Annotated in this window: 22 protein-coding genes; 9 read left to right on the top strand and 13 right to left on the bottom strand. The window is 72.7% G+C overall.

Translation table 11 applies throughout. The features are described 5' to 3' along the window. Positions 1-217 precede the first annotated feature (217 nt). From ABEA15_RS13705 to murQ, 5 genes are all read right to left on the bottom strand, one after another. The gene (locus ABEA15_RS13705; protein WP_345556935.1) at positions 218-1078 is read right to left on the bottom strand and encodes an alpha/beta fold hydrolase; all 861 of its coding nucleotides are present in this window, start codon (positions 1076-1078) and stop codon (positions 218-220) included. Further along, on the bottom strand, positions 1075-1500 hold the full coding sequence (locus tag ABEA15_RS13700; RefSeq protein WP_345556934.1) for a helix-turn-helix domain-containing protein: 426 nt from the start codon (positions 1498-1500) through the stop codon (positions 1075-1077). The genes ABEA15_RS13705 and ABEA15_RS13700 overlap by 4 nt, the downstream gene beginning before the upstream one ends. A gap of 316 nt (positions 1501-1816) precedes the next feature. Further along, complete coding sequence (locus ABEA15_RS13695) at positions 1817-2710, bottom strand: SMP-30/gluconolactonase/LRE family protein (RefSeq protein ID WP_344146205.1); 894 nt, start codon at positions 2708-2710, stop codon at positions 1817-1819. Positions 2711-2961: 251 nt separating this feature from the next. Next, complete coding sequence (locus ABEA15_RS13690) at positions 2962-4551, bottom strand: PTS transporter subunit EIIC (protein ID WP_345556933.1); 1590 nt, start codon at positions 4549-4551, stop codon at positions 2962-2964. A gap of 45 nt (positions 4552-4596) precedes the next feature. Continuing rightward, the gene (gene murQ, locus ABEA15_RS13685; RefSeq protein WP_345556932.1) at positions 4597-5574 is read right to left on the bottom strand and encodes an N-acetylmuramic acid 6-phosphate etherase; all 978 of its coding nucleotides are present in this window, start codon (positions 5572-5574) and stop codon (positions 4597-4599) included. Positions 5575-6766: 1192 nt separating this feature from the next. Between murQ and ABEA15_RS13680 the strand changes: the two genes are divergently transcribed. Continuing rightward, positions 6767-8398: a BCCT family transporter gene (locus tag ABEA15_RS13680; protein WP_345556931.1), complete on the top strand. Its 1632-nt coding sequence runs from the start codon at positions 6767-6769 to the stop codon at positions 8396-8398. Between the two features lie 168 nt (positions 8399-8566). Here the strand turns inward: ABEA15_RS13680 and ABEA15_RS13675 are convergent, their stop codons facing one another. After that, positions 8567-8851, bottom strand: coding sequence for an Atu4866 domain-containing protein (locus ABEA15_RS13675; protein ID WP_345556930.1), 285 nt, complete (start codon positions 8849-8851; stop codon positions 8567-8569). 541 nt (positions 8852-9392) lie between these two features. On the opposite strand from ABEA15_RS13675, the gene ABEA15_RS13670 reads away from it, so the two are divergent. The 5 genes from ABEA15_RS13670 to ABEA15_RS13650 all read left to right on the top strand — a co-directional run bounded on the left by ABEA15_RS13670 (position 9393) and on the right by ABEA15_RS13650 (position 15079). Then, positions 9393-9722, top strand: coding sequence for a histone-like nucleoid-structuring protein Lsr2 (locus tag ABEA15_RS13670; RefSeq protein ID WP_345556929.1), 330 nt, complete (start codon positions 9393-9395; stop codon positions 9720-9722). 316 nt (positions 9723-10038) lie between these two features. Continuing rightward, entirely contained in the window at positions 10039-10659 is a 621-nt protein-coding gene (locus ABEA15_RS13665) for a dihydrofolate reductase family protein (protein WP_345556928.1), read from the top strand. 696 nt (positions 10660-11355) lie between these two features. Further along, positions 11356-12693 carry an MFS transporter gene (locus ABEA15_RS13660; protein ID WP_345556927.1) on the top strand — a complete coding sequence of 446 codons (1338 nt, stop codon included), beginning with the start codon at positions 11356-11358 and terminating at the stop codon, positions 12691-12693. Between the two features lie 322 nt (positions 12694-13015). Then, positions 13016-13663, top strand: coding sequence for a DUF6518 family protein (locus ABEA15_RS13655; RefSeq protein WP_345556926.1), 648 nt, complete (start codon positions 13016-13018; stop codon positions 13661-13663). 213 nt (positions 13664-13876) lie between these two features. Continuing rightward, a complete protein-coding gene (locus tag ABEA15_RS13650) occupies positions 13877-15079 on the top strand; it encodes an FUSC family protein (RefSeq protein WP_345556925.1) in 1203 nt (400 codons plus the stop codon). A 104-nt stretch (positions 15080-15183) separates the two neighbouring features. Here the strand turns inward: ABEA15_RS13650 and ABEA15_RS13645 are convergent, their stop codons facing one another. Beyond that, positions 15184-15636, bottom strand: a complete 453-nt coding sequence (locus ABEA15_RS13645) for a DUF2231 domain-containing protein (RefSeq protein WP_344146237.1) — start codon at positions 15634-15636, stop codon at positions 15184-15186. A gap of 792 nt (positions 15637-16428) precedes the next feature. Between ABEA15_RS13645 and ABEA15_RS13640 the strand changes: the two genes are divergently transcribed. Then, positions 16429-17502: a 3-oxoacyl-ACP synthase III gene (locus tag ABEA15_RS13640; RefSeq protein ID WP_344146239.1), complete on the top strand. Its 1074-nt coding sequence runs from the start codon at positions 16429-16431 to the stop codon at positions 17500-17502. Positions 17503-17569: 67 nt separating this feature from the next. Here the strand turns inward: ABEA15_RS13640 and ABEA15_RS13635 are convergent, their stop codons facing one another. From ABEA15_RS13635 to ABEA15_RS13625, 3 genes are all read right to left on the bottom strand, one after another. After that, entirely contained in the window at positions 17570-17812 is a 243-nt protein-coding gene (locus ABEA15_RS13635; RefSeq protein WP_344146242.1) for a hypothetical protein, read from the bottom strand. Between the two features lie 2 nt (positions 17813-17814). Then, the gene (locus tag ABEA15_RS13630; RefSeq protein WP_345556924.1) at positions 17815-18150 is read right to left on the bottom strand and encodes a carboxymuconolactone decarboxylase family protein; all 336 of its coding nucleotides are present in this window, start codon (positions 18148-18150) and stop codon (positions 17815-17817) included. A gap of 578 nt (positions 18151-18728) precedes the next feature. Next, on the bottom strand, positions 18729-19409 hold the full coding sequence (locus ABEA15_RS13625) for a TetR/AcrR family transcriptional regulator (RefSeq protein WP_345556923.1): 681 nt from the start codon (positions 19407-19409) through the stop codon (positions 18729-18731). 93 nt (positions 19410-19502) lie between these two features. Here ABEA15_RS13625 and ABEA15_RS13620 point away from each other — a divergent pair, with 93 nt between their 5' ends. Then, positions 19503-20219, top strand: a complete 717-nt coding sequence (locus ABEA15_RS13620) for an NAD(P)-dependent oxidoreductase (protein WP_345556922.1) — start codon at positions 19503-19505, stop codon at positions 20217-20219. A gap of 83 nt (positions 20220-20302) precedes the next feature. On the opposite strand, the gene ABEA15_RS13615 is transcribed toward ABEA15_RS13620, so the two are convergent. Next, positions 20303-20887: a hypothetical protein gene (locus ABEA15_RS13615; RefSeq protein WP_345556921.1), complete on the bottom strand. Its 585-nt coding sequence runs from the start codon at positions 20885-20887 to the stop codon at positions 20303-20305. Positions 20888-20997: 110 nt separating this feature from the next. Here ABEA15_RS13615 and ABEA15_RS13610 point away from each other — a divergent pair, with 110 nt between their 5' ends. Continuing rightward, positions 20998-22074 (top strand): TRM11 family SAM-dependent methyltransferase, encoded by a 1077-nt coding sequence (locus ABEA15_RS13610; RefSeq protein ID WP_345556920.1) that lies wholly within the window; start codon positions 20998-21000, stop codon positions 22072-22074. Between the two features lie 70 nt (positions 22075-22144). Here the strand turns inward: ABEA15_RS13610 and ABEA15_RS13605 are convergent, their stop codons facing one another. Both ABEA15_RS13605 and ABEA15_RS13600 read right to left on the bottom strand, forming a co-directional pair. Further along, entirely contained in the window at positions 22145-22759 is a 615-nt protein-coding gene (locus ABEA15_RS13605; protein ID WP_345556919.1) for an MSMEG_1061 family FMN-dependent PPOX-type flavoprotein, read from the bottom strand. Between the two features lie 493 nt (positions 22760-23252). Beyond that, complete coding sequence (locus ABEA15_RS13600) at positions 23253-24086, bottom strand: SAM-dependent methyltransferase (RefSeq protein WP_345556918.1); 834 nt, start codon at positions 24084-24086, stop codon at positions 23253-23255. Between the last annotated feature and the right edge of the window lie 49 nt (positions 24087-24135).

Below are 24135 nucleotides of genomic sequence, written 5' to 3'. Positions count from 1 at the left end.
CGGCCCGGACCGGGCAGGCCCCACCGGGCGCCGGACCTGAGGGGGGACGGGGCGCCGAGGCGGTCCGGCTCCGCCGGGGACTGCGCGACTCGGACCGACGCTATAACGCGCGGGGTGCCCGGCCAAGCCCGGTCGCGGGAAAGGCGGCCGGGATCGGGAGGAGTCCGTCGACCCGTCAATCCCGTCAACCTCGCCAAGCCCGCCGGACCGTCCGCGGCTACGTCCCGGACGGTCCGCGCAGGAAGTGGTGGACGGTCGACGCCTGTCCCACGATGGAGTGCGCGGCGTCGCGCAGGACGTGGACGGTCGCGTGCGGAACACACCGTCGCAACCGGCGGGCGGTCTCGTGCGAGTCGAGCATCGCGTCGTGGGCCCCGACGACGGCGAGAACGGGCATGGGCAGCCCGCGAAGGGCGTCGTCGGAGAAGGCGGGCAGCCTCTCCATGCGGGGCCTGAAGTGGGCGAACGTCAGGGCCATCGAGTCGAGGAACTCCCTCGTCCCGGCTCCCCGCAGACCGGCGACCGCCTCCAGCGTCCTGCGCTGTCCCCACCGTCCGAACGGCCGCAGCAGCAGGGCCTTGAGCATCCATCCCGACTTCTGCCTGCCGATACCGCCCGGGCACAGCAGCGCCAGGCGGGTGACGCGCTCGGGCCGCCGCGTCGCGTAGTCCAGGGCCAGCCATCCGCCGAGGGAGGCGCCGACGACCGCCGCGCGTGCGACGCCGAGGCCGTCCAGCACCTCGTCCAGCCAACCGGCGTAGGCCGCCGATCCCAGCGGCGGCCGGGACGGGGCGCTGAAGCCGGGCTCGCCGATCACGTCCACGGCGTAGACGCGGAAGTGCTCGGCCCAGACGGCGGCGTCGCCCATCCACATCGCCGTGTTCGTCCCCGACCCGTGCAGCAGGACCACGGGCGGCGCGGTCTCGGGCCCGCAGGCCACGGCGAACGTCTCGCCTTCCCGGGTGGGCACCCGGACGTGCGTGTTCGGTACCGACCACCGCTCCAGCAGGCCCCGGTAATGGTCGCGGACGGCCCGTGCACCGGCTTCGCTCCGGTAGATCCCCTGGGGTGTGTTCACGGTTCGACCACCGTCCCGACGAGTTCCAGGACGCGCGTGGTCTCGCTCAGGCCGCCGAGGACGACGACCTTCAGCCGGGCCCGCTCTTCGTCGTAGGAGGTCTCGAAGCGCAGCCGCCGACCGTCGGTGTTCCCGCCGGCGGCTCCCGTCAGCAGGGTGGTGACACGGTGGGCGTCCTTGGGGCCGATCGCGTCGATCTCGACGATGCTCGACACGTCGACGTGCCGCCGCCGGGCCGCGGCACCGGGCGCGGCGGCGACGGTGCCTCCGGTGAACGCCTCAAGGCTCTCATGGGTGATCCGGTACTGCTTGCCGATGCGCGCCGCCGGTAGCCGCCCGTCGCGCACGTAGCCGCGCACCGTCTTGACGTGCAGGCCCAGCAGGTCCGCCACCTGGTCCGCCGAGTAGAGCCGCTGAGACACGGCCTCCTCCTCACCGGTCGCCGTCGAGCGCAGGCCGAACCCCCTGGCATAGAATCCGCCATCACTCCCTTTGCGTCCCGATCGTAGACCATATTATGGAATGATAGGGAACATTGCGGAACGACGAGCCCGATCTACTCAGACCAGGGAGGTGAAGGCGGCGTCGCCCGGGTGGACACGGAAGCGGCGGCCTGCGGACCGCGGCTCGGGCGACCGGTCGCCCACCTGCCCCCTCACCGGCGTCTGCGGAGAGGCGGCGTGTCCACCGGGCAGGGGTCGCGGAGCCGCCTTCGGCGGCCCCGCCCGGCTCGCCGGTTCAGCCGGCGAACTCCAGGGGCGCCATGCCGACCGCACCCGGCACGACCCGGAACAGGGCGCCCGCCTGCGGCCACCGCTCTGTGTCGAGGTTCTCCGCCGAGGTGGTGATGTACAGCTCGGACAGGTCGGGGCCCGCGAAGGTGCAGGCGGTCGGGCGCGGAACGGGCAGTTCCACCACGGTGTCCAGCCGCCCGCCGGAGGTGTAGCGGTGGACGGCGGCGCCGTCCCACAGCGCCACCCAGACACCGCCCTCGGTGTCCAGGCAGATGCCGTCGGGGTTGCCCTGCTCGGGCGGGATCTCCACGAAGGCGCGCCGTTCGCCCAGCTCCCCGTCCGGGGCGACGTCGAAGGCGTCGACGCGGTGCGTGGGCGTGTCGACGTAGTAGGCACGGTCGCCGGAGGGTGTCCACGCCAGCCCGTTGGAGATGGTGACCCCGTCGAGGATCCGGGTCGCGCTGAGGTCCGGGTCGAGCCGGTACAGCGCTCCGCGTCCCGGCGCGGCGCCGTAGTCCATGGATCCGCAGTAGAAGCGGCCGTGGAGATCGCACCCGCCCTCGTTCATCCGCACCTGGGGATCGCTCCACAGCTCCGGAAGGCGGTGGACCTCGGCGGAACCGGGTTCGATGAGCGCGAAGCCGCGCTCCACCGCCACGACGAAACCGCCGTTCTGGCGGGGGCGGGCGGCGGCGGCGACGCGGCCGACGGCGGTGCGCTCGATGGCCCCGTCGGTGTGGCGGCGCGCCAGGATGTCGCCGGCCAGCATGTCCATCCACCGCAGGCAGCCGTCGGCGGGACACCACACCGGGCCTTCCCCGTGGTAGGCCAGAGGCGGTCCCGCCTGTTCGGCTCGCAGGCGCCGGGGACGGTCGCCCTTGGTCGGTCTGTGCGGCACACGGCAAACATACGCCACGGCCGGGCGCGGCCATCAAGCGGTTCCGCACCGGGTGGAGGGCGCCCGTCCGGGGCGCTTTCCGTCCGGCCCCGGGCGTCGAAGGCGGGCACGGCCTCCGCCTGTGCCAGGACCGGGCACGGCGGGCCGGCGCCCGGCACGCGGCCTTCCGCAGCCGTCCGGCGGGGGCGGGCGGGCCGGACGCGGTCGGCCGCCGGTGCCCGGCCCCGCCGACCGGTGATCCGCCCGGGGCGTCAGCTCCCCGACGCGGCGGGTGCGTCCGCGCGTCGGGACCCGTCCCCGTCCGGCTGCGCCTGGGCCGTGGGAGCGTCGGCGGGCGAGGAGTCCGGCGCGATGCGCTCGGCCGCGTTCAGCTCGGCCGCGGCCTGGCGGCTCAGCCCGAAGAAGTAGGTGAGCACGAACCCGGCGATGTAGCCGACCACCAGGCCCAGGCCGTAGACCAGGACCGCGGCGCCGATGCCCTGGCTGCCCTGCAGCAGGGGGAACAGGGCCAGCCCGGAGGGGCCGATCGCGGTCGAGCCCGCGCTCACCCCCAACTGGTTGGCCAGGCCCAGAAAGCTCCCGCCGGCCGCGCCGCCGGCGCAGGCGGTCAGGAACGGGCGGCCCAGCGGCAGAGTCACGCCGTAGATCAGCGGTTCGCCCACACCGAGCAGGCCGGCGGGAAGCGCCGAGCGGATTGTGCTGCGGATCCCCTCGTTGTGCTTGAGCCGCACATACAGCGCCGCGGCCGCGCCGACCTGCCCCGCGCCGGCCATCGCCAGCACCGGAAGCAGCACGGTGTAGCCGTCCACACCGATCAGAGTCGTGTGGATCGGGATGAGCGCCTGGTGCAGGCCCAGCATGACCAGGGGCAGGAACAAGCCGCCCAGGATCAGCCCGGCCAGCGCCCCGGCCTGGCCCAGCAGCCAGTCGGCCGCCACTCCGATGGCCGCCGACACCTCTCCGGCCACGAACATCAGCCCGTACACCGTGATCAGACCCGAGACCAGGACCGCGACGGTAGGGGTGATGAGGATGTCCAGGGTGCCGGGCACCCACCGGCGGGTCCAGCGTTCGACGTAGGCGCACAGCGCCGCCGCGCCCAGGGCCCCCAGCACACCGCCCTGGCCGGGCGCCAGTTCGGCGCCGAAGGCCTGGATGTCGGCCACACCGGCGAAGGGGATGATCGCGGCGACCGCGCCGCCCAGAATCGGGGTGCCGCCGAACTCCTTGGCGGTGTTCACGCCCACGAAGACCATGATCAGGGACATGAACCCCTTGGCGATTGCGTCCAGCGCGGGCAGGACGGGCGTCAGCCAGCCCAGGTTGGTGAACACGCCGGTCACCCCGGCCAGGATGCCGCAGGCGATCAGCGCGGGGATCAGCGGTACGAAGATGTTGGCGATGCTCCGCAGGAACAGCTTGAACGGGGTGGCGTTGCGCCGCTTGTTCTCGGCCCGGATCGCCTGGCCCTTGGCGGCCAGCGCTTCGGCGTCCGAACCCGCGCCGGACGCCGCCCCCTCCGCCGCCGCGGGGTCCGCGCCGCTCCCGCCGCCCGCGTCGCCCGCGCCGACGCGTTCGGAGTCGACGAGCCGGGCGAACTCCTCGGCGACCTTCGACACCGCGGCCGGGCCCAGCACGATCTGAAAGGTCTCGTCGTCGACCACGCCGAGGACCTTGAGGTGGTCGCGGATGTCCTGCTCACGGACGCGGGCGCGGTCGGCGACGCCGATCCGCAGCCGGCTGATGCAGTTGGTGACGGAGGTGACGTTGTGCTCGCCGCCGACCAGCGCGAGCAGCTCCCGTGCTGTCGCCGCATGTTCGGTGGCACCCGAGTCGCTCATTGCCAGCTTCCTTCCGGGCTCGGGGTTGGGGGGTGTGCGGGGGCGTCAGCCCCCGGGGGCGGCCGCTTCGACCGCCTCGCGGAGCCGACCGCCGCAGGCGCCGAGGAGGCGGGCCGCCTCCGCTGCGTCGACGCGGCCGAGGATGGTGAGGATGGCGGTCTTGACGTCGCCGCCGCTCGCGGACAGGGCCCGGTGCACCTCGTCGCCGCCCGCACCGGTGGCCATCTCAACGATCCGGTGCGCACGGGCACGCAGCTTCTCGTTGGAGCTGCGGACGTCGACCATGAGGTTGCCGTAGGTCTTGCCCATGCGGATCATGGCGACGGTGGAGAGCGTGTTCAGCACGAGCTTCTGCGCGGTTCCCGCCTTCAGGCGGGTCGAGCCGGCGAGCAGCTCGGGACCGGTGTCGATCTCGATCGGGTGGGCGGCGGCCGCGCCCAGGGGTGAGCCCGGGTTGGAGGAGACGCCGACAGTGAGGGCGCCGCGTTCGGCGGCGCAGGCGACCGCCGCGACGGTGTAGGGAGTCCGCCCGGAGGCGGAGACGCCCACCACGGTGTCCTCGGCGGCGAGGCCCAGCGCGTCCAGATCGGCGACGGCGGCCCGCTCGTCGTCCTCGGCTCCCTCGACCGCGCTGTCGATCGCCGCCGGCCCGCCGGCGATCAGCCCGATCACCTGCTCCGGATCGGTGTTGAACGTGGGCGGGCACTCCGAGGCGTCCAGCACTCCCAGTCGGCCCGCGGTTCCCGCGCCGACGTACACGAGCCGGCCGCCGGCGGCCATTCGGGCGGCGATGGCGTCCACGGCCGCGGCGATGGCTCCGGCCGCGGCTCCCACCGCGGGTGCCACGATCGCGTCCTCGGCGTTCATGGTGCGCACGATGGCCTCGGTGGCCATCCGGTCGATACCGCTCAGATCGCTCCGGCGGGCCTCGGTCGCCAACGAGGTGAGGTCGGCCCGCAGGTCGCGGATCGGACCCTCCGATTGCACCGGACTGTCGGCCCCGCTGGTGTCAGTAGTGGCCATGAGCTGGAGCAGTCCCTTCCGAGGCGTGCGCACGGCCGCAGGAGTTCCCTGCGACGTAAAATTTCCACCCGTAGTGTCACATATCAAGTAGGAAAGTTACATCCCTCATCCGGCTCCGGCGAGAAGGAGGGGCCCAGCGCAACGCAACCGCACCCGCCTCCGCGGCCCGGCTGGATGCGGGGGGCCGGACCACGGGGAGTACTTCCGGACGCGCGGGCCCCGCCGTCGCCGCGTGCCCCGCGGTAGCCGGCGTCCGGGGCGCGCCCAGGTTGCCGCGGAGTGCGCTGTGGGCGCACAGACGCCGCCCCTGTCGAGCTGCCAGCGTTTCGCAACCGGGTTCCGGACGGCCGGGGGAAGCTGGGCGCGCGCATCGGCCGGAATGCCGGAGCCCCGGCCGCCGATCCGCGCCGGTTCCGAGCACGGCGGCGTTCCGTCCCCTCCCCGACCGGCGCGCCCCACGCAGCAGGCGGGTGTGGAATCGGCGCCGCGTCCCTTGCGCCCGCCGCCGAGACAGCGGCGTCGCTTCCGCCCCGGTCCAGCGGGCCCTGTACCCGAACGCGGCACCGGGCACTGCCGGCGCGGTAGCGATGGCGAGGCGGCACTGCTCGACCCGGGCGGCGAGGCGGCGATCCCGTGCATTCGCGGAGGCGGTGCGTTCTTCACCGTTCCGCGATTCCTTGCAGCCGTCCGCCCGCCCTGCCGCTTCCGAACCACACCGGCTCTCCCCCGGAACCGGGAAGAAGCCGACGGCGTCTACCATTGCGGGTCGACAGCCGCTGCCGGCATCGGATCGTCGCATTTCGAGGATCGCGGGGCGGCTGTACGGCGTTCCCAGCGGCGACTCCACACAGGTCACGATGTACGGCATCCGAGGACGGCAGCGGCCGAGCGCGCGAACGCGCCGGCGCAGCCGCGTTCCGCGCACCGCGGCGGACACGCTCCGAAACCTGCCGACCACCGCAGGCGAGGAACCGAGGCACAGGAGCGCTCTTCCCTCCGGCGTCCGACACGGACTTTCGCGGAACCCCGCAGAAACGAAGAAGAGGAGAGGCACCATCTATCGGCACCGGAGTATCAGCGAATGAAGAATTCCCCGTCACCCGACCGACGAGATCCCGCGGGAGAACCGACCACCGACAGCGCGACGGCGCAACCGGCACCGCGGATCCGTACCGACTGGATCGTCTTCGGGGTGAACGCGGTCATCATGTTCGTCCTGGTCGGGTGGGGGGTCGTATCGAAGGATACGCTCGCCTCGTCGGCCCAGACCGCACTCGACTGGCTCCTGCGGAACACCGGGTGGGGCCTGGTGCTGGCGACCACGGCGTTCGTCGTCTTCGTGGTCTGGCTGGCGGTGAGCCGCTACGGGCGGATCCCCCTCGGCAAGGACGGCGAGGAGCCGGAGTTCCGCACCGTCTCGTGGATCGCCATGATGTTCAGCGCCGGCATGGGGATCGGCCTGATGTTCTTCGGCGTCAGCGAGCCCCTCACCCATTTCGTCAAACCGCCGCCGGGAACGGTGGACGGCGGCAGCGAGGCGGCCATCGAGACGGCGATGGCCACGACCCTGTTCCACTGGACACTGCACCCCTGGTCGATCTACGCCGTCGTCGGCCTGGCCATCGCCTACGCCAGTTTCCGCCGCGGCCGCACGCAGCTGATCAGTTCGGTGTTCGCCCCACTGCTCGGGCGGAGCAGCGCCGCCGGGCCCGTCGGCAAGCTGATCGACATCCTGGCGCTGTTCGCCACGCTGTTCGGTTCCGCGGCCTCGCTGGGGATCGGCACCCTGCAGATCCGCTCGGGCATGCAGGAGTCCGGGTGGATCGACAGTGCGAGCAACACGGTCCTGGTGGTCATCATCGTGGTGCTGACCATCTGCTTCGTCATCTCAGCCGTCTCCGGCGTCTCCCGGGGTATCCAGTGGCTGTCCAACACCAACATGGTGCTCGCCGGCCTCCTGGCGGTCTTCGTCTTCGTGATGGGGCCGACCGTGTTCATGCTCAACCTGGTGCCCACGAGCATCGGGAGCTACATCGCCGACTTCGGCGACATGGCCTCGCGCTCCGGGGCCACCGGCGGCCGCGAAATGGACAAGTGGCTGGGCACCTGGACCGTGTTCTACTGGGCCTGGTGGATCTCCTGGACCCCGTTCGTCGGGATGTTCATCGCGCGGATCAGCCGCGGGCGCACCATCAGGCAGTTCATCACCGGGGTGCTTCTGGTGCCCAGCACGGTCAGTGTGGTGTGGTTCTCGATCTTCGGCGGCGCCTCGATCGACCTCCAGCGCGACGGCGCCGACGTGTTCGGGGCGGGCGAGGCGGAAGCCCAGGCCTTCGCGGTGCTGGAGCACCTCCCCCTCACCGGGATCACCACGGTCATCGTGATGGTCCTGGTGGCGATCTTCTTCGTCTCCGGAGCCGACGCCGCGTCGATCGTCATGGGGACGCTCTCCCAGCGCGGAACGATCGAGCCGCGGCGGACCGTGGTCATCTTCTGGGGTGCGGCCACCGGCGCCGTGGCCGCGATCATGCTGATCGCGGGCGGCAAGGACGCACTATCGGGCATCGAGAACCTGACGTTCCTCGGGGCCCTGCCGTTCGCGCTGGTCATGGTCCTGCTCTGCGTCTCCCTCATGAAGGATCTGCGCAGCGACCCGATGATGCTGCTGGACAACAAGCGGGTGGAGGTCGTCGAGGCCGCGGTCCAGCAGGGCGTGGACGAGCACGAGGGGGAGTTCCGGTTCGACATCAGCCCGACGATCGACGACGACGGGGGCGCGTCCGAGCCCGGCGGCTCCCCCGGCCCGAAGGGCTCGTCCGGCTGAGCCGGGGCCCGCACCCCCGATGACACGAGCCGCCCGCCCGGCCCGGCGAGTCCCCCGGAGCCGGGCGGGCGGCCGGCGGAAGCGGCAGCACACCCAGCCGGCGGCACCGGGCTCGCCGCCGGTGGGGCCAAGGGCCGGGCGCCGACGGGGCTCAGGGGCGCGCGGTGCTTACTTTGTGCCGTCCCGGTCTTCGCGGTAGAGGACGAGGTGCTCGTGGTAGAGCACGCCGTCGCGAATGTCCCCGGTCGCGGTGAAGCCGGTGTCGTCCACGTAGTCCAGGTGGTTTCCGCGCACGGTGTACCGGCCGGTGTAGGCGCTGCGCCGGTCGCCGCGCGCCTCGTCATAGCGCCCGTCGGCGCGCAGCTCCTGCCGGATGTAGCCGTCCGCAGTGACCCACATGCCGATGACATCGGCGCCGGGCTGGTCCGCTTCGCGCAACGTGTTGCTCCTCATCCCTGCTCAATCCCTGCTCTTCCCTGTTTGCGGTCTCGCGCTGCCAATTCTGGGGAAGCGGCGAGGGCGGCGCCAGGCCGTGCGGTGTCCGGGAGTGCCGCACCCACCCGACCGGGCCCGCCTAAGTCCGGCGGGTGCAGCACCCGCCGAATACGCGCCGCTTGTCGCCCGAGTCCGCGGCGGCCGCGAACGCGGGAAAACCCGGGGGCGCCTGCCAGGCCGCGTCATTTCCCCGACGCGCGGCGCGGCTTTCCGGCCCGCATTCCCCTCCTTCCGGGATTCGAATGCGCCAAGGCAGCGCGCCCGGCTTGACGTGAAACGCGTTCCTGCCGTAGGAATAGGAAATAGGAACCGTGAAAGAGTTGCCGACGGGCAGCATTTGCAGAGGCGCCGGCGAGGGCGGCCGCAGCCCTCGCGCTCGGGCCGGAACCACCGTCCAGCCAGGGCACCCGGGTCGCCGTCGCGCAGCGGTAAGCAGCCCGGCGCGACGGCGACGGATGCCGTTCCGCGGCCCGGCAATGCCGGCATTCGAGGAGGCACAGTGGCGCAGAAGGTACAGGTACTTCTTTACGACGACGTCGAGGGAGGCGAGGCCGAGGAAACCGTGTCCTTCGGACTCGATGGAACCTCCTATGAGATCGATCTCAATTCGGAGAACGCCGACAAGTTGAGAACAGCGATCGCGCCGTTCGTCGAGTCCGCCCGCAAGATCCGCGCGCCCAAGGGCGGCGGATCCAAGCGCAAGAACCAGCCCAGCAACCGGGAGCGCACCGCCGCGATCCGGGAGTGGGCCAAGCAGCAGGGCAAGCAGGTCAACGACCGCGGGCGCATCCCGGCCTCGATCGTCGCCGAATACGACGCCGCGCACTAGTGCCCCGGCCGTGAACGCCGACCGCCGGGCTACCGCGCCGGTCGGCGTTCACGGCCGGTGATGGGACTGCCCGAGGCGGCCGCTGCGGTCGCTATTTCGGGCCCCATGCGGCCCGGTCCGCCCCTCCCCGCGTGCGAGGTCGGCTGTGCTGCGGCCCGTCGGCCGCCGCGCCTGTAGCCCGCCCGTCCTGGGAACTCGGCCCTTGCGATTGTCCGGCGGATGTCCTTCCGGCGGGGGCCGTCCATGCACCATGCTGATGCGTGAGCGGTGGTTCGCCGCGAAGGCGACGGCCGGCCGCCACGGGGAGGGCAGGGCGATGACCACACGTAGAGCGAGAGTGACCTGCGACTTGTCGGTCTCGGTCGACGGGTACTCGGCCGGGCTCAACCAGAGCGAGGAGCGCCCCTTCGGCGACGACGGCGGCGACGGCTGGGGCGGCAGGCTGCACGCCTGGTTCGCCGGAACCTCCGAAGAGAACCGGGCGGAGGTCAACCGGATGACGGCCGCCCGGGCGTTCATCATGGGCCGCAACATGTTCGGCCCCGTGCGCGGCGAGTGGGACCGGGAGTGGAACGGCTGGTGGGGCGACGATCCGCCGTTTCACGGCCCGGTCTTCGTGCTCACCCACCACCCGCGCGATCCGCAGCCGATGGACGGCGGCACCACGTTCCACTTCGTCACCGACGGAATCGAGTCCGCGCTGGCACGCGCGCGCGAAGCGGCCGGGGACGGCGACGTCGCGGTCCAGGGCGGCGCGACCACCGCCAACCAGTACCTCGCGGCAGGCCTGATCGACGAGCTGCGGCTGCACATCGTGCCGTTCACGCTCGGCGCCGGTACGCGGCTGTTCGACGGTGTTCCGCCGCTGGAGCTCGAACAGGCGGAGTCGCGTGCGGCGACCTCCGTCACGCACGTGACCTATCGCGTGCTGCCCTGAGCAGGTTCGGTCCGGCCGCGCGAGCAGGGAGAACCCATGGGCGGCGACGATCCGCACATCCATGTCGCGTCGAAGGTGCTCCGCGACGACGCCGCGGTCCACCCCCACCTGTGGCGCCGCTACGCCCACGTCCTCATCGACAGAACGCGGCCCTCCAGTTCATCGGCTCCGTCCGCGCGGGCCAGGCGTCGGCTTCGCGCTTGGAGTCCAGCCATGCGCCGCAGCCGCACCCGCCGAGTGGGGGGCCGAGGCGATCCTCCACCTGATCCGGACCGGCGCCGAGCGCGCCGACCTGGTTCCCGCACGGTTCGGCGGCACCTACACCGGCTGAGGACCGCCGCCGACGTCCGCCCTGCCCCGGCCGCCGCCCGCACGTGGACGGTCCGGCCGAGCGCACCGGCCGCAGCCTGCGAGGCACCTTCGCTCTCCGGGGCCGGCGCCCGGACGGCGGCGGGGCCGAGCGGGCGCGCCGTCGCCGCAGCCCCGGGGATACGGGTTTTCCGCATTCCGAGAAGGCGGTTTACCTTCGCCGCCGACAGGCGCACTATGGAACGCGCCGCCGTGCGCTCGAACCGCGGGGCGCTCGGTTCTGCAGCCATCGATGTCGCGACCCCCGTCCCTGACACGCGACACAGGGAGTGCTCCGATGCGTGTTCCATCCCCCCTCAGCCCGCTCACCGGCCGGGACGCCGCCTGATGGCCCGGTCACTGCGCACCGAACTCGACACCGGCGCGATGTCGGGATTCCAGTGGACAGCGGTCGCCGTGTGCTGGCTGCTCAACGTGCTCGACGGCTTCGACGTCCTGGTCATGGCCTTCACGGGGCGGGCGGTGCAGACCGAGTGGGGCCTGTCCGGCGCCCAGCTCGGCCTCCTGCTCAGCGCGGGACTGGTCGGCATGGCCGCCGGTTCGATGCTGCTGGCGCCGTGGGCCGACCGGATCGGCCGCCGCCCGATGATCGTGCTGTGCCTGGTTCTGGCCAGCGCGGGCATGCTGCTCTCCGGAGTCAGCCAGTCGATGCTGCACCTGGGGATACTGCGGGTGCTCACCGGCATCGGCATCGGCGGCATCCTGGCCGGCAGCAACGTCATCGCCAGCGAGTACGCCTCGAAACGCTGGCGCGGCCTCGCGGTCAGCCTCAACTCCACGGGCTATGCCATCGGCGCCACCGGCGGCGGTGTGGCCGCGGTGGTCCTCATCGACCAGTTCGGCTGGCGCTCGGTGTTCCTGTTCGGCGGTGTATGCACGGCGGCGCTGATCCCGCTGGTCCTGCTGCTCCTGCCGGAGTCGCTGGACTTCCTCACCACCCGCCGCCCAGCCCGGGCATTAGAGCGCGTCAACACCCTGGCCCGCCGGATGCGGCGCGAACCGCTTGAGGTTCTCCCGGCCCCCGAGCACGCCCCGAACAACATGGGCGCCGGGTTCCTGCGGCTGGTGGCCGCCGACCACCGCCGCACCACGCTGCTGCTGTGGCTGCTGTTCTTCCTGGCCATGGCCGGGTTCTACTTCATCACGAGCTGGACGCCCACGCTGCTGACCGAGGCCGGGCTCTCGGCCGACCAGGGCATCACCGGCGGCACCCTGCTCAACGTCGGCGGCATCCTGGGCGCGGCCGCCCTGGGCCTGCTTGCGGCGCGGTTCGCGCTGCGGTCGGTGCTGATCGCCTACATGGTGCTCACCGCGGTCCTGCTGGGGGTGTTCATCGCCTCGACGTCGGTACTGGCCGCGGCGTTCCTGCTGGGCGCGTTCATCGGGCTGTTCGCCAACGGCTGCATCGCCGGCCTGTACGCGCTGGCCCCGACCGTCTACGGACCGGGCGTGCGTACGACCGGCGTGGGCACCGCCATCGGCATCGGCCGGATCGGCGCGATCGTCTCTCCCACCGCCGCCGGAGCGCTCCTCGACCTCGGCTGGACGCCGCAGGCGCTCTACGTGGTGGTCGGCGGGATCTTCGTCGCGGCCGCGGCCCTCCTGCTCCTGGTACGCCCGGTCACGGCCCCCGAGCCGCAGGCGCCGGCGGCCGAGGCGCAGTGACGTACGGCCGCCCCCGCCCCGCGGTTCGCGACAGCGGGAGGGGGCGGCCGCGCTCGACGGGGCTGCGGTGAACCGGTTTCGCGCGCATTCCGGAGGTGAAGACCGGGCGGTCGTTCCGCAGTGAATTCCTCCATTACCGCCGGGTACAGAAGGCCGCACCGCCACGGGTTTCCCTCCTCTCCCGAAAGCACATACGGCGGTGCCGAAAGCCGTGCTCGGCCGCTCCGGTCGACGTCCTGGCCCCGGATCCGCCGGCCTTCCCGCTGCTGTAGCGTGGCGCACTCGGTGCCGTGACCCGACGACGGACGAAGGAGCCGAGACCATGACCACCGACGCTGAGGCGGCTTCCTCCGCCGGGACCGCGCTGCCGCCGCTGGCGACGGCGGTCGGCGGAGGACTCCTCGTCGGCTGTCTGACCTCCTACGGGCAGGGCCTGCTGCCGTCCGCGCTCGCGCCGCTGGCCAACTCGGCCGGGTCGTGGAGCCTGATCGCGTTCCTGCTGGCGATGCGCGGCCCGCGCCCGTGGCTGTGCATGCTCGCGGCGTCGCTGTCGCTGGCGGCCATGGTCCTGGGCTACGACCTCGCCTCGGTGCTGCGCGGCTATGCCGCCTCGCCGGTCGCGACGGCCTTCTGGCTGACGGCGGCCGTGGTGGTGGGCCCGGTGCTGGGCTGGGGCGCCGCCACCGTGCGCCGCCGGAGCGGGCTCGCTCCCGCGGCGATAGGCGCCATGAGCGGTGTGCTGGTCGGCGAGGGCGTGTACGGGCTGCTCTACATCGCCGACACCACCTCGCCCCTCTACTGGTCCGGCTCCGTCGCCGCGGGAACGGCGCTGCTCGCCTGGGCCTGTGTGCGGCGCTTCCCCGACCCGCGTTCCATCCTGCTGGGCACGGCCGCGACCGCCCTCACCGCGGCGGCGTTCGTCGGCGTCTACTCGAGCAACGTCCTGGTGCTGTTCTCCCGCATCCTGTGAGCCGCCCGGACGGGCGTCGCCGGACGGCCATCGTGTGACCTGCGGGAATCGTCACCCCGAGGACGTCGGATCAGCCCTGGATTACACCACTCGCATTCCGCGGCCGAGGCGATCGGGTGGCAATCGCCTCCCCGGCACGGGCGTCGCCTTTTACCCGTTCCCGGGTAGGCGCTCACGCATCCCCGGTTACCCGACCCCCGCGAGGTGCGTTCCATGCCCCGATCCACATCCGCCGACGACGTGCCGCGCCGTACGGCCCGGGTCCGTCTGAGCAGCAGCGCATTGCGCGCGTGGCGCCACGCCGGCCCCGAGCGGACCGCCGTCGTGACGGTCGCCAAGTCCGCGCTGGCCGCCACGGCCGCCTGGGCGGTCTCCCATACGCTGCTGCAGGCCACATCACCGGCCTTCGCCCCCTTCGCCGCCGTGGTGATGGTCCACGTCACCGTGCGGGAGTCGTTGGCGCGGTCGCTGCGGTTCGTCGGGGCCGCGGTGCTGGGCGTGTGCCTGCAAGGGCTGCTGGGGTTCGTGTTCGAGCCGCGGCTGTGGACGTTCGCGGTCGTGGCCACGGTCGCCCTCGTCATCGGCCGGTGGTCGAGGCTGGGCGCTCAAGGCCAGCTGGTGACCACCGCGGCGTTCTTCGCCTACTCGGTGTTCATCAGCGACGACGGCGCCGCCGACCGCATGGGCATGCTCGCGCAGCTGGTGGGCCTCGTGCTCGTCGGGTGCGCCATCGGCCTGGTGGTCAACATCCTCGTGCTGCCGCCGCTGCGCTACCGCCGCGCCGAGTACGGCGTTACCAACCTCGCCCGCTCCTCCGGCGACCTGGTCGGCGAGGTCGCCGGCATCATCCAGCAGCGACCGCCCGCCGAAGACGAGGCCGACGAATGGTGGCAGCGGGCGCGGCGCCTGGAGGGAATGGGGGCGCGGGTGCGCGAGGCGCTGGACGAGGGGCGGCGCAGCCTGCGGTGGAATCCGCGCCGGCTGCTCATGCGCACCCGGCCGTCGCTGGACGGCTACTTCGAACTGGCCGACCGCCTGGCGGCCACCGGCGAGCGCATCCGCTCGATCGCGACCGTCCTGCGCCGCATCAGCCGGGACGGCGACGACGCGGAGCCGGCGTTCCTCCGGCGCTACGGGCAGTTCCTGGCGCAGCTGCACCGCAGCCTGGACCGGTTGGCCGACATCGATCCCGACCACCTGGACCGGGCGCTCTCGGCGCTGGAACAGGAGAGCTCCCGCGCACGGGAGGTGCTGGAGGAGCTGGTGGCCTCGGACGCGGCCGGCGAGGTCGACCTGTTCGACGACCGCATCCGCGGCGGGCTGCTGTTGGAGGCGCAGCGGCTGATGGCCGAGATCCAGGGCGCGGACGAGGCGCTGGTTCCGACCGAGCAGCCCTCGCGAGCCGAGCACGGCTGAACCTGTGCCCGGGCCGCTGTGCGGCCGTTCGCCGACCGCCACCTCGCGGAGGGGAGGTCGGGCAGGTGCAGGCCGCCCCGGTCCGGACGGCGGCCGCGCCCCTGCTACGAGGGGTTGACGCCGAACATGTGCCTGTAGGACAGCTCGCCGCCCAACCATCCCGAATAGCCGAGAATCGCCGTGCTGAGCGCCGAAAGTATCAGCCCCGGCGGCAGGACCGCGCCTTCCGGATCGGGAATCCTCAGCAGGAAGGAGACCAGCAGCAGAACCAGCACGACGCCGTTGGCGGCTCCGTGCCGCAGCGCCTTCGCGTGCTTGCGGATCTTCCGGCTCCCGATGAAGTCCACGAAACCGGGTACGGCCGCCACCAGACCGCTGAAGAACCCGCCGCCGACCAGCCACAGGCCGGCCAGGGCCCAGGCCCGCGACCCTTCGGCCAGATACCCGATGTCCGCGGCCAACGCGGCGATGACCAGCCCGATCGGCAGCGCGATCAGCATCGGATGGATGGGGTGCCCCTTGATCGCCGCACGGCTGGGCGTCGGCTCATGACTCATTGACTACTCCTCCCGCGCTGGCCGGCCGCTACCCGCGGATCCGAGGACACTAACGGTCACGGGCCGAACGCAGCGCGGGACGCGCCGACAGCCCCGCAGGCAGGACGAGCGCGCCTCCGCCATGCGCCACGACCCCGGCCCGAAGCGGTGGTGCAACGCCCCCGACGACGAGGGCGGAAAGGGCTAGGACCGCGCCGCCCCGGGCGGCCCGGGCGGCCGTACCGCGCGAGGCGCGGCCCGGTGTCGCCGCGGGGCTTCCGCGCCCGGCCGCACACCCCGCCGCCGGACTTTCCTGCGCACTCGCAGCGCCCGCGCGCCCCGGCCGCACACCCCGCCGCGCCGTTCCCCGTCCCCCGCGACGGCGGGCGCCGCTGGACGCACGACCCCGGAGACGACGATCGTTCGGGGCCGTTTTCGCTGTTCACGCTCACACAGGGTCGGCGAACCGCCATACTGCCGCTGCTGGCCCTTGCGGGGCCGGTGATGCCGACCGGGGCGGTCGCCGCCGCGGCCGCCGCGGGCGGTTCGCGACGATTCCGCTGTACACCGGCTTCGGGCACAGGAGGGGAGCCTGAGCCGGTGCTGCCGCACCAGGCGGATACGCAACGTCGCGATGCGGGTGCGCAGAGTCGTGCCCCGGCCGGCGCATCCGCGCGGTTCGGCGGGGCCGCCCCCGGCGACCGGGCCGTTGCGCAGCGCTCTGTTGAGCCGGTGCGGAACGCCGCCCCGTTCGGACCCGACCGCGGCCACAGCCGCCCAGACGCCATATCGAACTCCTCGGAGGGGAACCACATGACGCAGACACCGGCGACGGAACCCGCCCACGGCCGCGACAGCGGCTCGGCCGCCGGCAACCACACCCAGCGCTACGAGAACACCGCGGTGGTGACCACCTGCGGTCTCGAGGCCCCGCACGTGGTCTCCTCCGCCGAGTTCGACGAGCGGCTGGCCGCGACCTACGCACGGCTGCGGCTTCGCCCGGGACTGCTGGAGAGCGTCGCAGGCGTCCGCGAACGCCGGTGGTGGCCCCGCGACGTCAGCTTCACCGACGCCGCCACCATGGCCGGGGCCAAGGCACTCGCCGAGGCCGGAATCAGCGCCGATGAGGTCGGGCTGCTGATCGACACCTCGGTCAGCCGCGCCCACCTCGAACCGGCGTCGGCCGTCGCGGTGCACCACGCGCTCGGCCTGCCGACCAGCTGCCTCAACTTCGACCTGGGCAACGCCTGCCTCGGCTTCCTCAACGCCGTCGAGCTGGCGGCCACGATGATCGACGCCGGCCGCATCGGGCACGCGCTGATCGTCGACGGCGAATGCGCGCGGCCCATGCAGACCAGGACGCTGGAACGCCTGGCACGCGAGGACGCCACCCGCGAGGACGTCCTCACCCAGTTCGCCACCCTCACCCTGGGCTCCGGCGCCGCCGCCATGGTCCTGGGGCGGCGCGACCAGCACCCCGCGGGGCACCCGTTGCTGGCCGCCTCCACCCGCGCCCACACCGAGCACCACCGGCTGTGCGTGGGCGACCTCGACGGCATGAGCACCGACGCGAAGGGACTGCTCGACGCGGGAGCCTCCATCGCCGCCGCCGCCTGGGCCGCCGTGCCCGCGTCGTTCGGCTGGTCGGACATGGACTGCTACATCTCCCACCAGGTCTCCACCGCCCACACCCGGGAGATGTGCGCCGCGATGGGGATCGATCCCGGACGTGTGCCGCTGACCTTCCCGACCTACGGGAACATGGGCCCCGCGACCATCCCGTTCACCCTGGCCGCCCACGCCGGCGGCCTCGAACGCGGCGACCGGGTCCTGCTGATGGGTGCGGGTTCCGGCCTCAACGCCTGCTCCGTCGAACTGGCCTGGTAACCCGACTGGACGCGGGCTCGAAAAGCGCGTCCGCGGGCGGTGGTGCCGTGGCCGGCCGTGCGGCCTGTCACGGCACCTGTCCGGGCGGCGGACCGTGCTTCGTGCCGGGCCCCTTCGGGGCGTGCGGAGGCAGGCGCCGAACCTGCTCGTCGTAGTCGTCGAGCACGCGCGCGAGCTGCAGGCGCGCCTCCTCGGGCATACCGGTCGGCGCGCTGTGCACCACGTACCGCGCGGCGGCCATCAGGGTCGCGAGCTCGTGCGCGTGCAGGGTCGCCCGGAGCACGGTCAGCCGCTCTCGTTCCAGTCGCACGGTCAGCCCGGGGAGCCGAGGTACTCGCCGATCTGGGCGAGCTCGCTGCTGAAGGTCTCGTGATCCTCCTGCATGCCGTTCAGGTAGGCGCTCCAGCCCAGGCTGTTCTTGGCGTAGTGGACGGCCTCCTGGATCTCCTCGTCCGACGCGCCGAACAGTTTCGCCGCCTCGGTGTGGAAGAGGGTGCAGTACTGGCACTTGGTCTCGGCATGCAGTGCGACGCCCATGAGTTCCTTGTACTTGTTCGGGATAAGCGTCTCACCCAGTTCGAGCCGCTTGAAGATCTCCCATTCCGGCGCCATCAGTTCGTCGGGAATCCGGGAAAAGAAGTGCGGCACGATACCCAGCGTGTTCTTGATGTCGGCCTCGACCTCGCCACGGTTCGCGGTGGTCATTTTTCGCCCCCTTGCCGAAAACCGCCCGCGCTTTACGGACGTATCACCTTCGGGACCCGAGCAGCCGACCGCCAACCGGAAACCGAACCGGCCGATCACCCCACTCGCAGTCCTCTAGCCTCAGTCTGCGCGCCCTCCGAGGGCGAACCAACCCCCTTTCCCAATCATTCGCGGTTTTTACCCCCGCGTGGCGTCGCGTCGCGTTTTCCCGAGAACCGGGCCGCACTTGAACGCCGCAGCGGACTCCGAATTCCCCGCGCCGTCGCGTCGTTTTCGCAGAGAATGCGCAGCGCACTCTCCGGAGGTGGGCCCGACGGGCGGCGCACGCGGCGATGTCGGCGCCGAACGGCCCGGCTCCGATCGCACCGGAACGGTTTATTGCGCAGCCGGCCGCGCCGCGGAAAAGCCCCCGGTGAGCGGCGGTTGTTCGCTTTGCCGCCGCTTTGCCGCGCGGCGGCGCCGATCGCGGTGGAGGGAGCCCGCAAGCACGGGGACCGGCGCGGACGCGGAGACCGCGGAGACTAAGCGCCCGCGCCTTCGTCGGGGTGCAGGGAGTCGAGGATGCGGGCGAGTCCGAACGTGAACTCGTCGGCGTAGTCGTATCCGGGGCCGAGGGCGTACTCGGCGAGCTCGGTGAGGTGGGGGTAGGTGTCGGCGGGCATCCCCTGCAGGATGGCGCCCGCGACCTCCTCCAGCTCCGCCGAGCCGCTGAACGGCAGACTCAGCTCCTGGATCACGAAGCCGTACAGGTAGCTGTCGATCAGGGAGAAGGCGTGCGCGGCCATCCGGACGGAGAACCCGCCGGCGCGCAAGGCGCCGATGACGGCGTCGTGGTGGCGCAGGGTCGCGGGACCGGGCCGGGAGCGGGAGTCCATCAGGCCGACGGCCCAGGGATGGCTCCGGAGCACGGCGCGGACGGAGGTTGCGCGGTGGCGCATGGCGCTCTTCCAGTCCGTACCGCCCGGCGGCAGGTCGATCTCGCCGAAGACCGCGTCCACCATGCCGTCGAGGACGTCCTCCCGGCCTGCGACGTGATGGTAGAGCGACATCGCCTCGACGCCCAGCGGTTCGGCGATGGCCCGCATGGTGAGCGCGGCCGAGCCCTTCTCGTCCGCCACCGCCACCGCCGTGCGGATCACGCGCTCGCGACTGAGCGGGGTGCGCGCCGACACCCTGCGGCGGCCTTCGCCTCCCTCGCGCATCCGTTCCTCCCTTCGCGCCTCTTGTTCGACTTACAGGATAAGGCTAACGTGTCTTATAGCGTAAGGTACGCATACCGGCGAAAGGACTGCGCCATGGGCACGGATCGGGTGAAGAGGGTCTGCATCGTCGGGGCTTCCGGGAAGCTCGGGAGGTACATGGTCCAGCACGCGCTGGAACGCGGCTACGAGGTGGTCGGCGTCTGCCGCGAGCGCAGCGTGCCGAAGCTGGCGGAGTTCGAGGGCCGGATGACCGTCGTCGCGGGGCCCACGAACGATCCGGACGTGATCCGGCGCGCGGTCGCCGGGTGCGACGGTGTACTGACCGTTCTGGTGCCTTGGGGCGTGCAGCAGCACGCGTCGGGCACGGCGCAGGCGGTGCTCGACCACGCGCGGCCGGACGCGCGCCTGGTCTTCTCCTGCGGCTGGCACATCACGCGCGACGGCGGGGACACGTACTCGCGGGCGTTCAAGGCGGCCCTGCGGATCGCCTCCCTGCTGGGCAGACTCCTCCGCTACGTCGAGATCGACGACCAGGTGGAGGCGTGCCGCCGGGTGTTCGCCAGCGACACCCGGTGGACCGTGGTGCGCGGCAGCACCCTGGAGGAGGGCGAGAGCCAGGGGCTGCCCGCGTGGAGCCGGCATGTCGGCGACCCGGTCCTGGCCAGCGACCGGACGCGCCGGGTGGACTTCGCGCTGTTCATGGTGGAGGCGCTCACCGACGACGCGCTCGTCCAGGAGGCGCCGGCGATCGTCGGCCGCCTCACGCCCAGCGCACTCGCCCACGCGGACGCCTCCCGCGACCGCGCCTAGCGCTCCGCGCCCGGGAGCCGCTGCGGCGGCGGGTGCCGCCGCGACACCGTGGAGCACCTACGCTCCCGGCGCGAACCCCGCGGTCAGGCGGTGTCGGGCTCGTTCTGCAGGTCGAGCCGCTCGCGGAGGCCGTCCCAGTCCTTCCCGCGGGCCATGGCCCGGTACACCGGCAGCGGCGTGGTCGTCCGCCGTCCGACCGTCATCGTCAGGCGTGGGCCGCCTGCATCCAGGCGGGCCCGCGGACGGACGGCGGTCCGCGCCCTGGCGCCCAGCATGATGGGCACGCGCAGTTCCCCGTCGGTGTGAGCACGAAATAGGGCATGCGGACGTAGACGATCCCGAAGACCAGGAGAACCACCCCCGGGAACGAGCGCGGCCGCGCCCGCCTCGCCGTCGACGGTCGCCCAGAGCCAGACGCCCGTGCCGGATACGCCGATACCGAGCGCCAGGAACAGCCCGCACAGCCACCAGGCGAACCGCACTGTGACAGTCACGATCTTCACCGCTTCCGGTGGAGGGAACCGGCCCGGCAGACCGGGCCGGTGCTTGATTTTAGAAGGGCTGCGGGATCCCGCGCCACTGCCCCGAACGGGGTCGTCGCGCGCCGGGGCGCGGAAATTCCGGGTGCGGCGCAGCGGCCAGGTGTGGAACCATCGGCGCATGTTCATGTTCTTCCGACTCGGCTAGCGCTCCGCTAGCCGATCCGAGGCCCGCCCGCGGCTAGCGATGCGGGAGCCGGCCGTCCGGCCGCTCCCGACCGCTACCGGGAAGAACAGTCATGCCCTCTGCGCGCCCCGGCGCGGCCGAGTCGCTCGCCCGCGCCCTCTCCCTCAGCGCATCGCCGCGGACGCTCGTGCGCACCGTCACAGGTCTCGAACACCTGGCCGCCCGTGAGTTGGCCGAAGCCGGCCACCGCGTGGTCGGTTCGTCCAAGCGCCAGCTCGTCGTCGAGCCCACCGCCGCCACCGCCATCACCGATCCGCCGCGGCTGGCCGACGACCTCTTCCTCGTCGCCGCCGCCGTCGCCGACCCCGGCAGGACCAGGCCGGGCCTCGCCTCGGCGGCCGCCGAGGCCCGCTCCCTGCTGATCCCGCCTTCGTGGGCCCGCGCCGCGGAGGGATGCGCGGTCACCGCGTCGTTCCACGGCCGGCGCAACTACACCCGCTTCGACATCGAGGACGCGGTCGGCGCGGCCCTGCGCGAGCGCACCGGCGCCGCCTATCACTCCCGGCGCGCGGGAACGGCCCCGCCCGCGGACAGCGTCGAGTGGCGCGTCCTGCTCGACGGGACGACGATGTGGATCGGCGTGCGGCCGTTCGACGCGCCACTGCACCGCCGCAGCTGGCGGCGCGAGACGGTGGTCGGGAGCCTGCACCCGCCCGTGGCCGCGGCGGTGGCCCGGCTCGCCCGGATCAAGCCGGGCCACCGGGTGGCCGACACCTTCTGCGGAGCCGGGACGCTCCTGCTCGAAGGCCGCGAACTCGCGCCCGGCGCCGAATACCTGGGTGTGCACCGCGACCCGCGCGCCATCGCCGCGGCGCGGGCCAACACGCCACGACCGGGTGCGGTCCGATGGCGGGTCGGCGACGCCCGGCACTTCGCCGAGTCGCATGCGCGGGTGGACCGCATCGTGACGAACCCGCCGTGGGACGTCCGCCTAGGCATCGGCGACCTGGCACCGTATGCGCGTAGGTGGCGGCGGGCCCTGCGGCCGGGCGGGCTGGTCGCCGCGATCGTCAGCCGCGACCAGTCGGCGGCACTGGCCGAGGACCCGCGCTGGCACGTTCTCCACGTCCACGAGGTCAGCCTCGCCGGCCGCCACCCGCGCATCGTCGTCCTGCAACCCGCCCCCTGACCGGGCCGCCCCCCGTCGGCCGGTCCGGCGGCGGGCGGTCGTCCCTTCCCCCGGAGGGCCGGGGAGCGGATCAGTACGGGTCGCGGGCGGCGCGGTCGAGGACGGCGTCGAACACCGCGGCGGGGAGTTTGGAACCGGCCTGGCTGCGGGCGATCCTTCCCGCGCTGGGCACGTCCGCGCGCTCGGGCCAGGTGTCTGCGTCCCACAGCGACGAGCGGGCGAAAGCCCGGCTGCAGTGCAGGAACAGTTCCTCGACCGTCACCTCGACCGCCAGTCCGGGCGTGACGTCCCGCATGGCCATCCGCTCCAGGTAAGGGGCCTCGGCGACGATTCGGGCGCCGCCGTTGACCCGCACGGTGTCCCCCGAGCCCGGCACGAGGAACAGCATGCCCACGTGCGGGCGCTGGAGGATGTTCTCCAGGCTGTCAAGGCGGCGGTTGCCCTTGCGGTCGGCGAACGCCAGCGTGCGGTCGTCGAGCACCAGGACGCTTCCGGGCGGGTCGCCGCGGGGCGAGACGTCGCACGATCCGTCCTCGGCCGCGGTCGCCAGCAGGAAGAACGGGCTCAGTTCGATGAAGCGGCGCGACTCGGCGTCGATGTGGTCGATGCCCTTCTCCGCGATCGCCCGCACGGGTGGTTTCACATGTTCGCGCAGTTCCGCGGCCGTGCCGATCACCCTCGTCATACTCCCCCTACCGGTCAGCCGACGCTGGAGCGGCCGTGCCGCCTGGAGCCGGTGAAGACGACGCCCCGTGTCGCGAGGCGCCGAAGGTGCCGCCCGGGCCGTGAACCCGGCGAAAACCGCTGCGCCCGGGGTGCGCCGCCGCCTCGGTCGCCTCGTCCGCCGGGTCGACTGCATGCGGTCAGCCTGGCACCGACGTGAACACCGTTCAACCCTCAGCGGTTCGCCGCGGGGTGAGGAGCGGTCCGAGCGCCGAACGGCGCCGGGGCGGCCCCCGAGGTGGCGGCGGTCGCCGCGCCCGGCGGCGTCGTCGCGCTGCACACCCTCGGTGTGCTGCACGGCTTCGGCCCGGCGGCGCCGCGCGGCCCGGCCGTCATCGGCGTCGACGGCATTGCCGCGGTGCGCGACCCCGCCGCTCTCACGTCGGTGCGCATCGGCCGGCGACCCGGCCCGCATCGTCCGGAGCGCTCGACAGGAAGGGTGCGCGCCCGCGCGTTCAGGGCTTGCGGCCGACGCCGCAGTACTGCGCGACCGGCGCGACGGTGCCCACCTCCGCCTCGTCGGGGTGCCAGAGCGTGCAGGAGACAACGCCGGGCTCCACCGGCTCCAGCCCGCCGAACAGATCCCGCAGTCCCGCGGCGTCGCGGAGGGTGAGCGGGGTCGAGCCGCCCTCGTTCCACAGCCGGGCCGCCTCCTCCATGGCCTCGCGGTGCACCTCGTTCGTGGAGTGCGAGACCACCAGGAAGCTGCCGCCGGGCACAGCCTCCATCACCTGCGTGATGATCGAGCGCGCCTGCTCGGCGTCGGGGACGAACTCCAGGACGCCCAGCAGCATGACGGCCACCGGGCTGCCGAAGTCCAGCGTCCGAGCGGCGCCGGCGAGCATGTGCTCGGGCTCACGCAGGTCGGCGTCGATGTAGTCGGTGGTCACGTCGTCGCCGCCGGCGAGCAGCGCGCGGGCGTGGGTGAGCACGACCGGGTCGTTGTCGACGTAGACAACGCGGGCTCCGGGCGCGACCTCGCGGGCGACCTCGTGGGTGTTGCCGGCGGCGGGGATTCCGGTGCCGATGTCGAGGAACTGGCGCACGCCCTCCTCGACGGCCAGGTACCGCACGGCCCGGCCGAGGAAGGCGCGATCGGCGCGGGCGTTGTCGACCATGGCGGGAATGGCGGCCAGGATCTGGTCGCCGGTGTCACGGTCGGCGGCGAAGTTGTCCTTGCCGCCGAGCCAGTAGTCCCAGATCCGGGCGGGATGAGCGACGCTCGTGTCGATCGCGCGGGCGGCGGCCGGCTCGGAGCCGACCCGCATCCATCCGGGCGTTTCGCTCATCCGGGCACTCCTGTCTGCGGGGATGGCATGTCGGACATACCGCTGCGAA

Origin of the sequence: Streptomonospora halophila, from assembly GCF_039542725.1 — a bacterium.
Taxonomy (GTDB): Bacteria; Actinomycetota; Actinomycetes; order Streptosporangiales; family Streptosporangiaceae; genus Streptomonospora; species Streptomonospora halophila.
The sequence above is the reverse complement of the archived record's forward strand: the minus strand, read 5'-3'. Positions and strand labels throughout refer to the sequence as shown.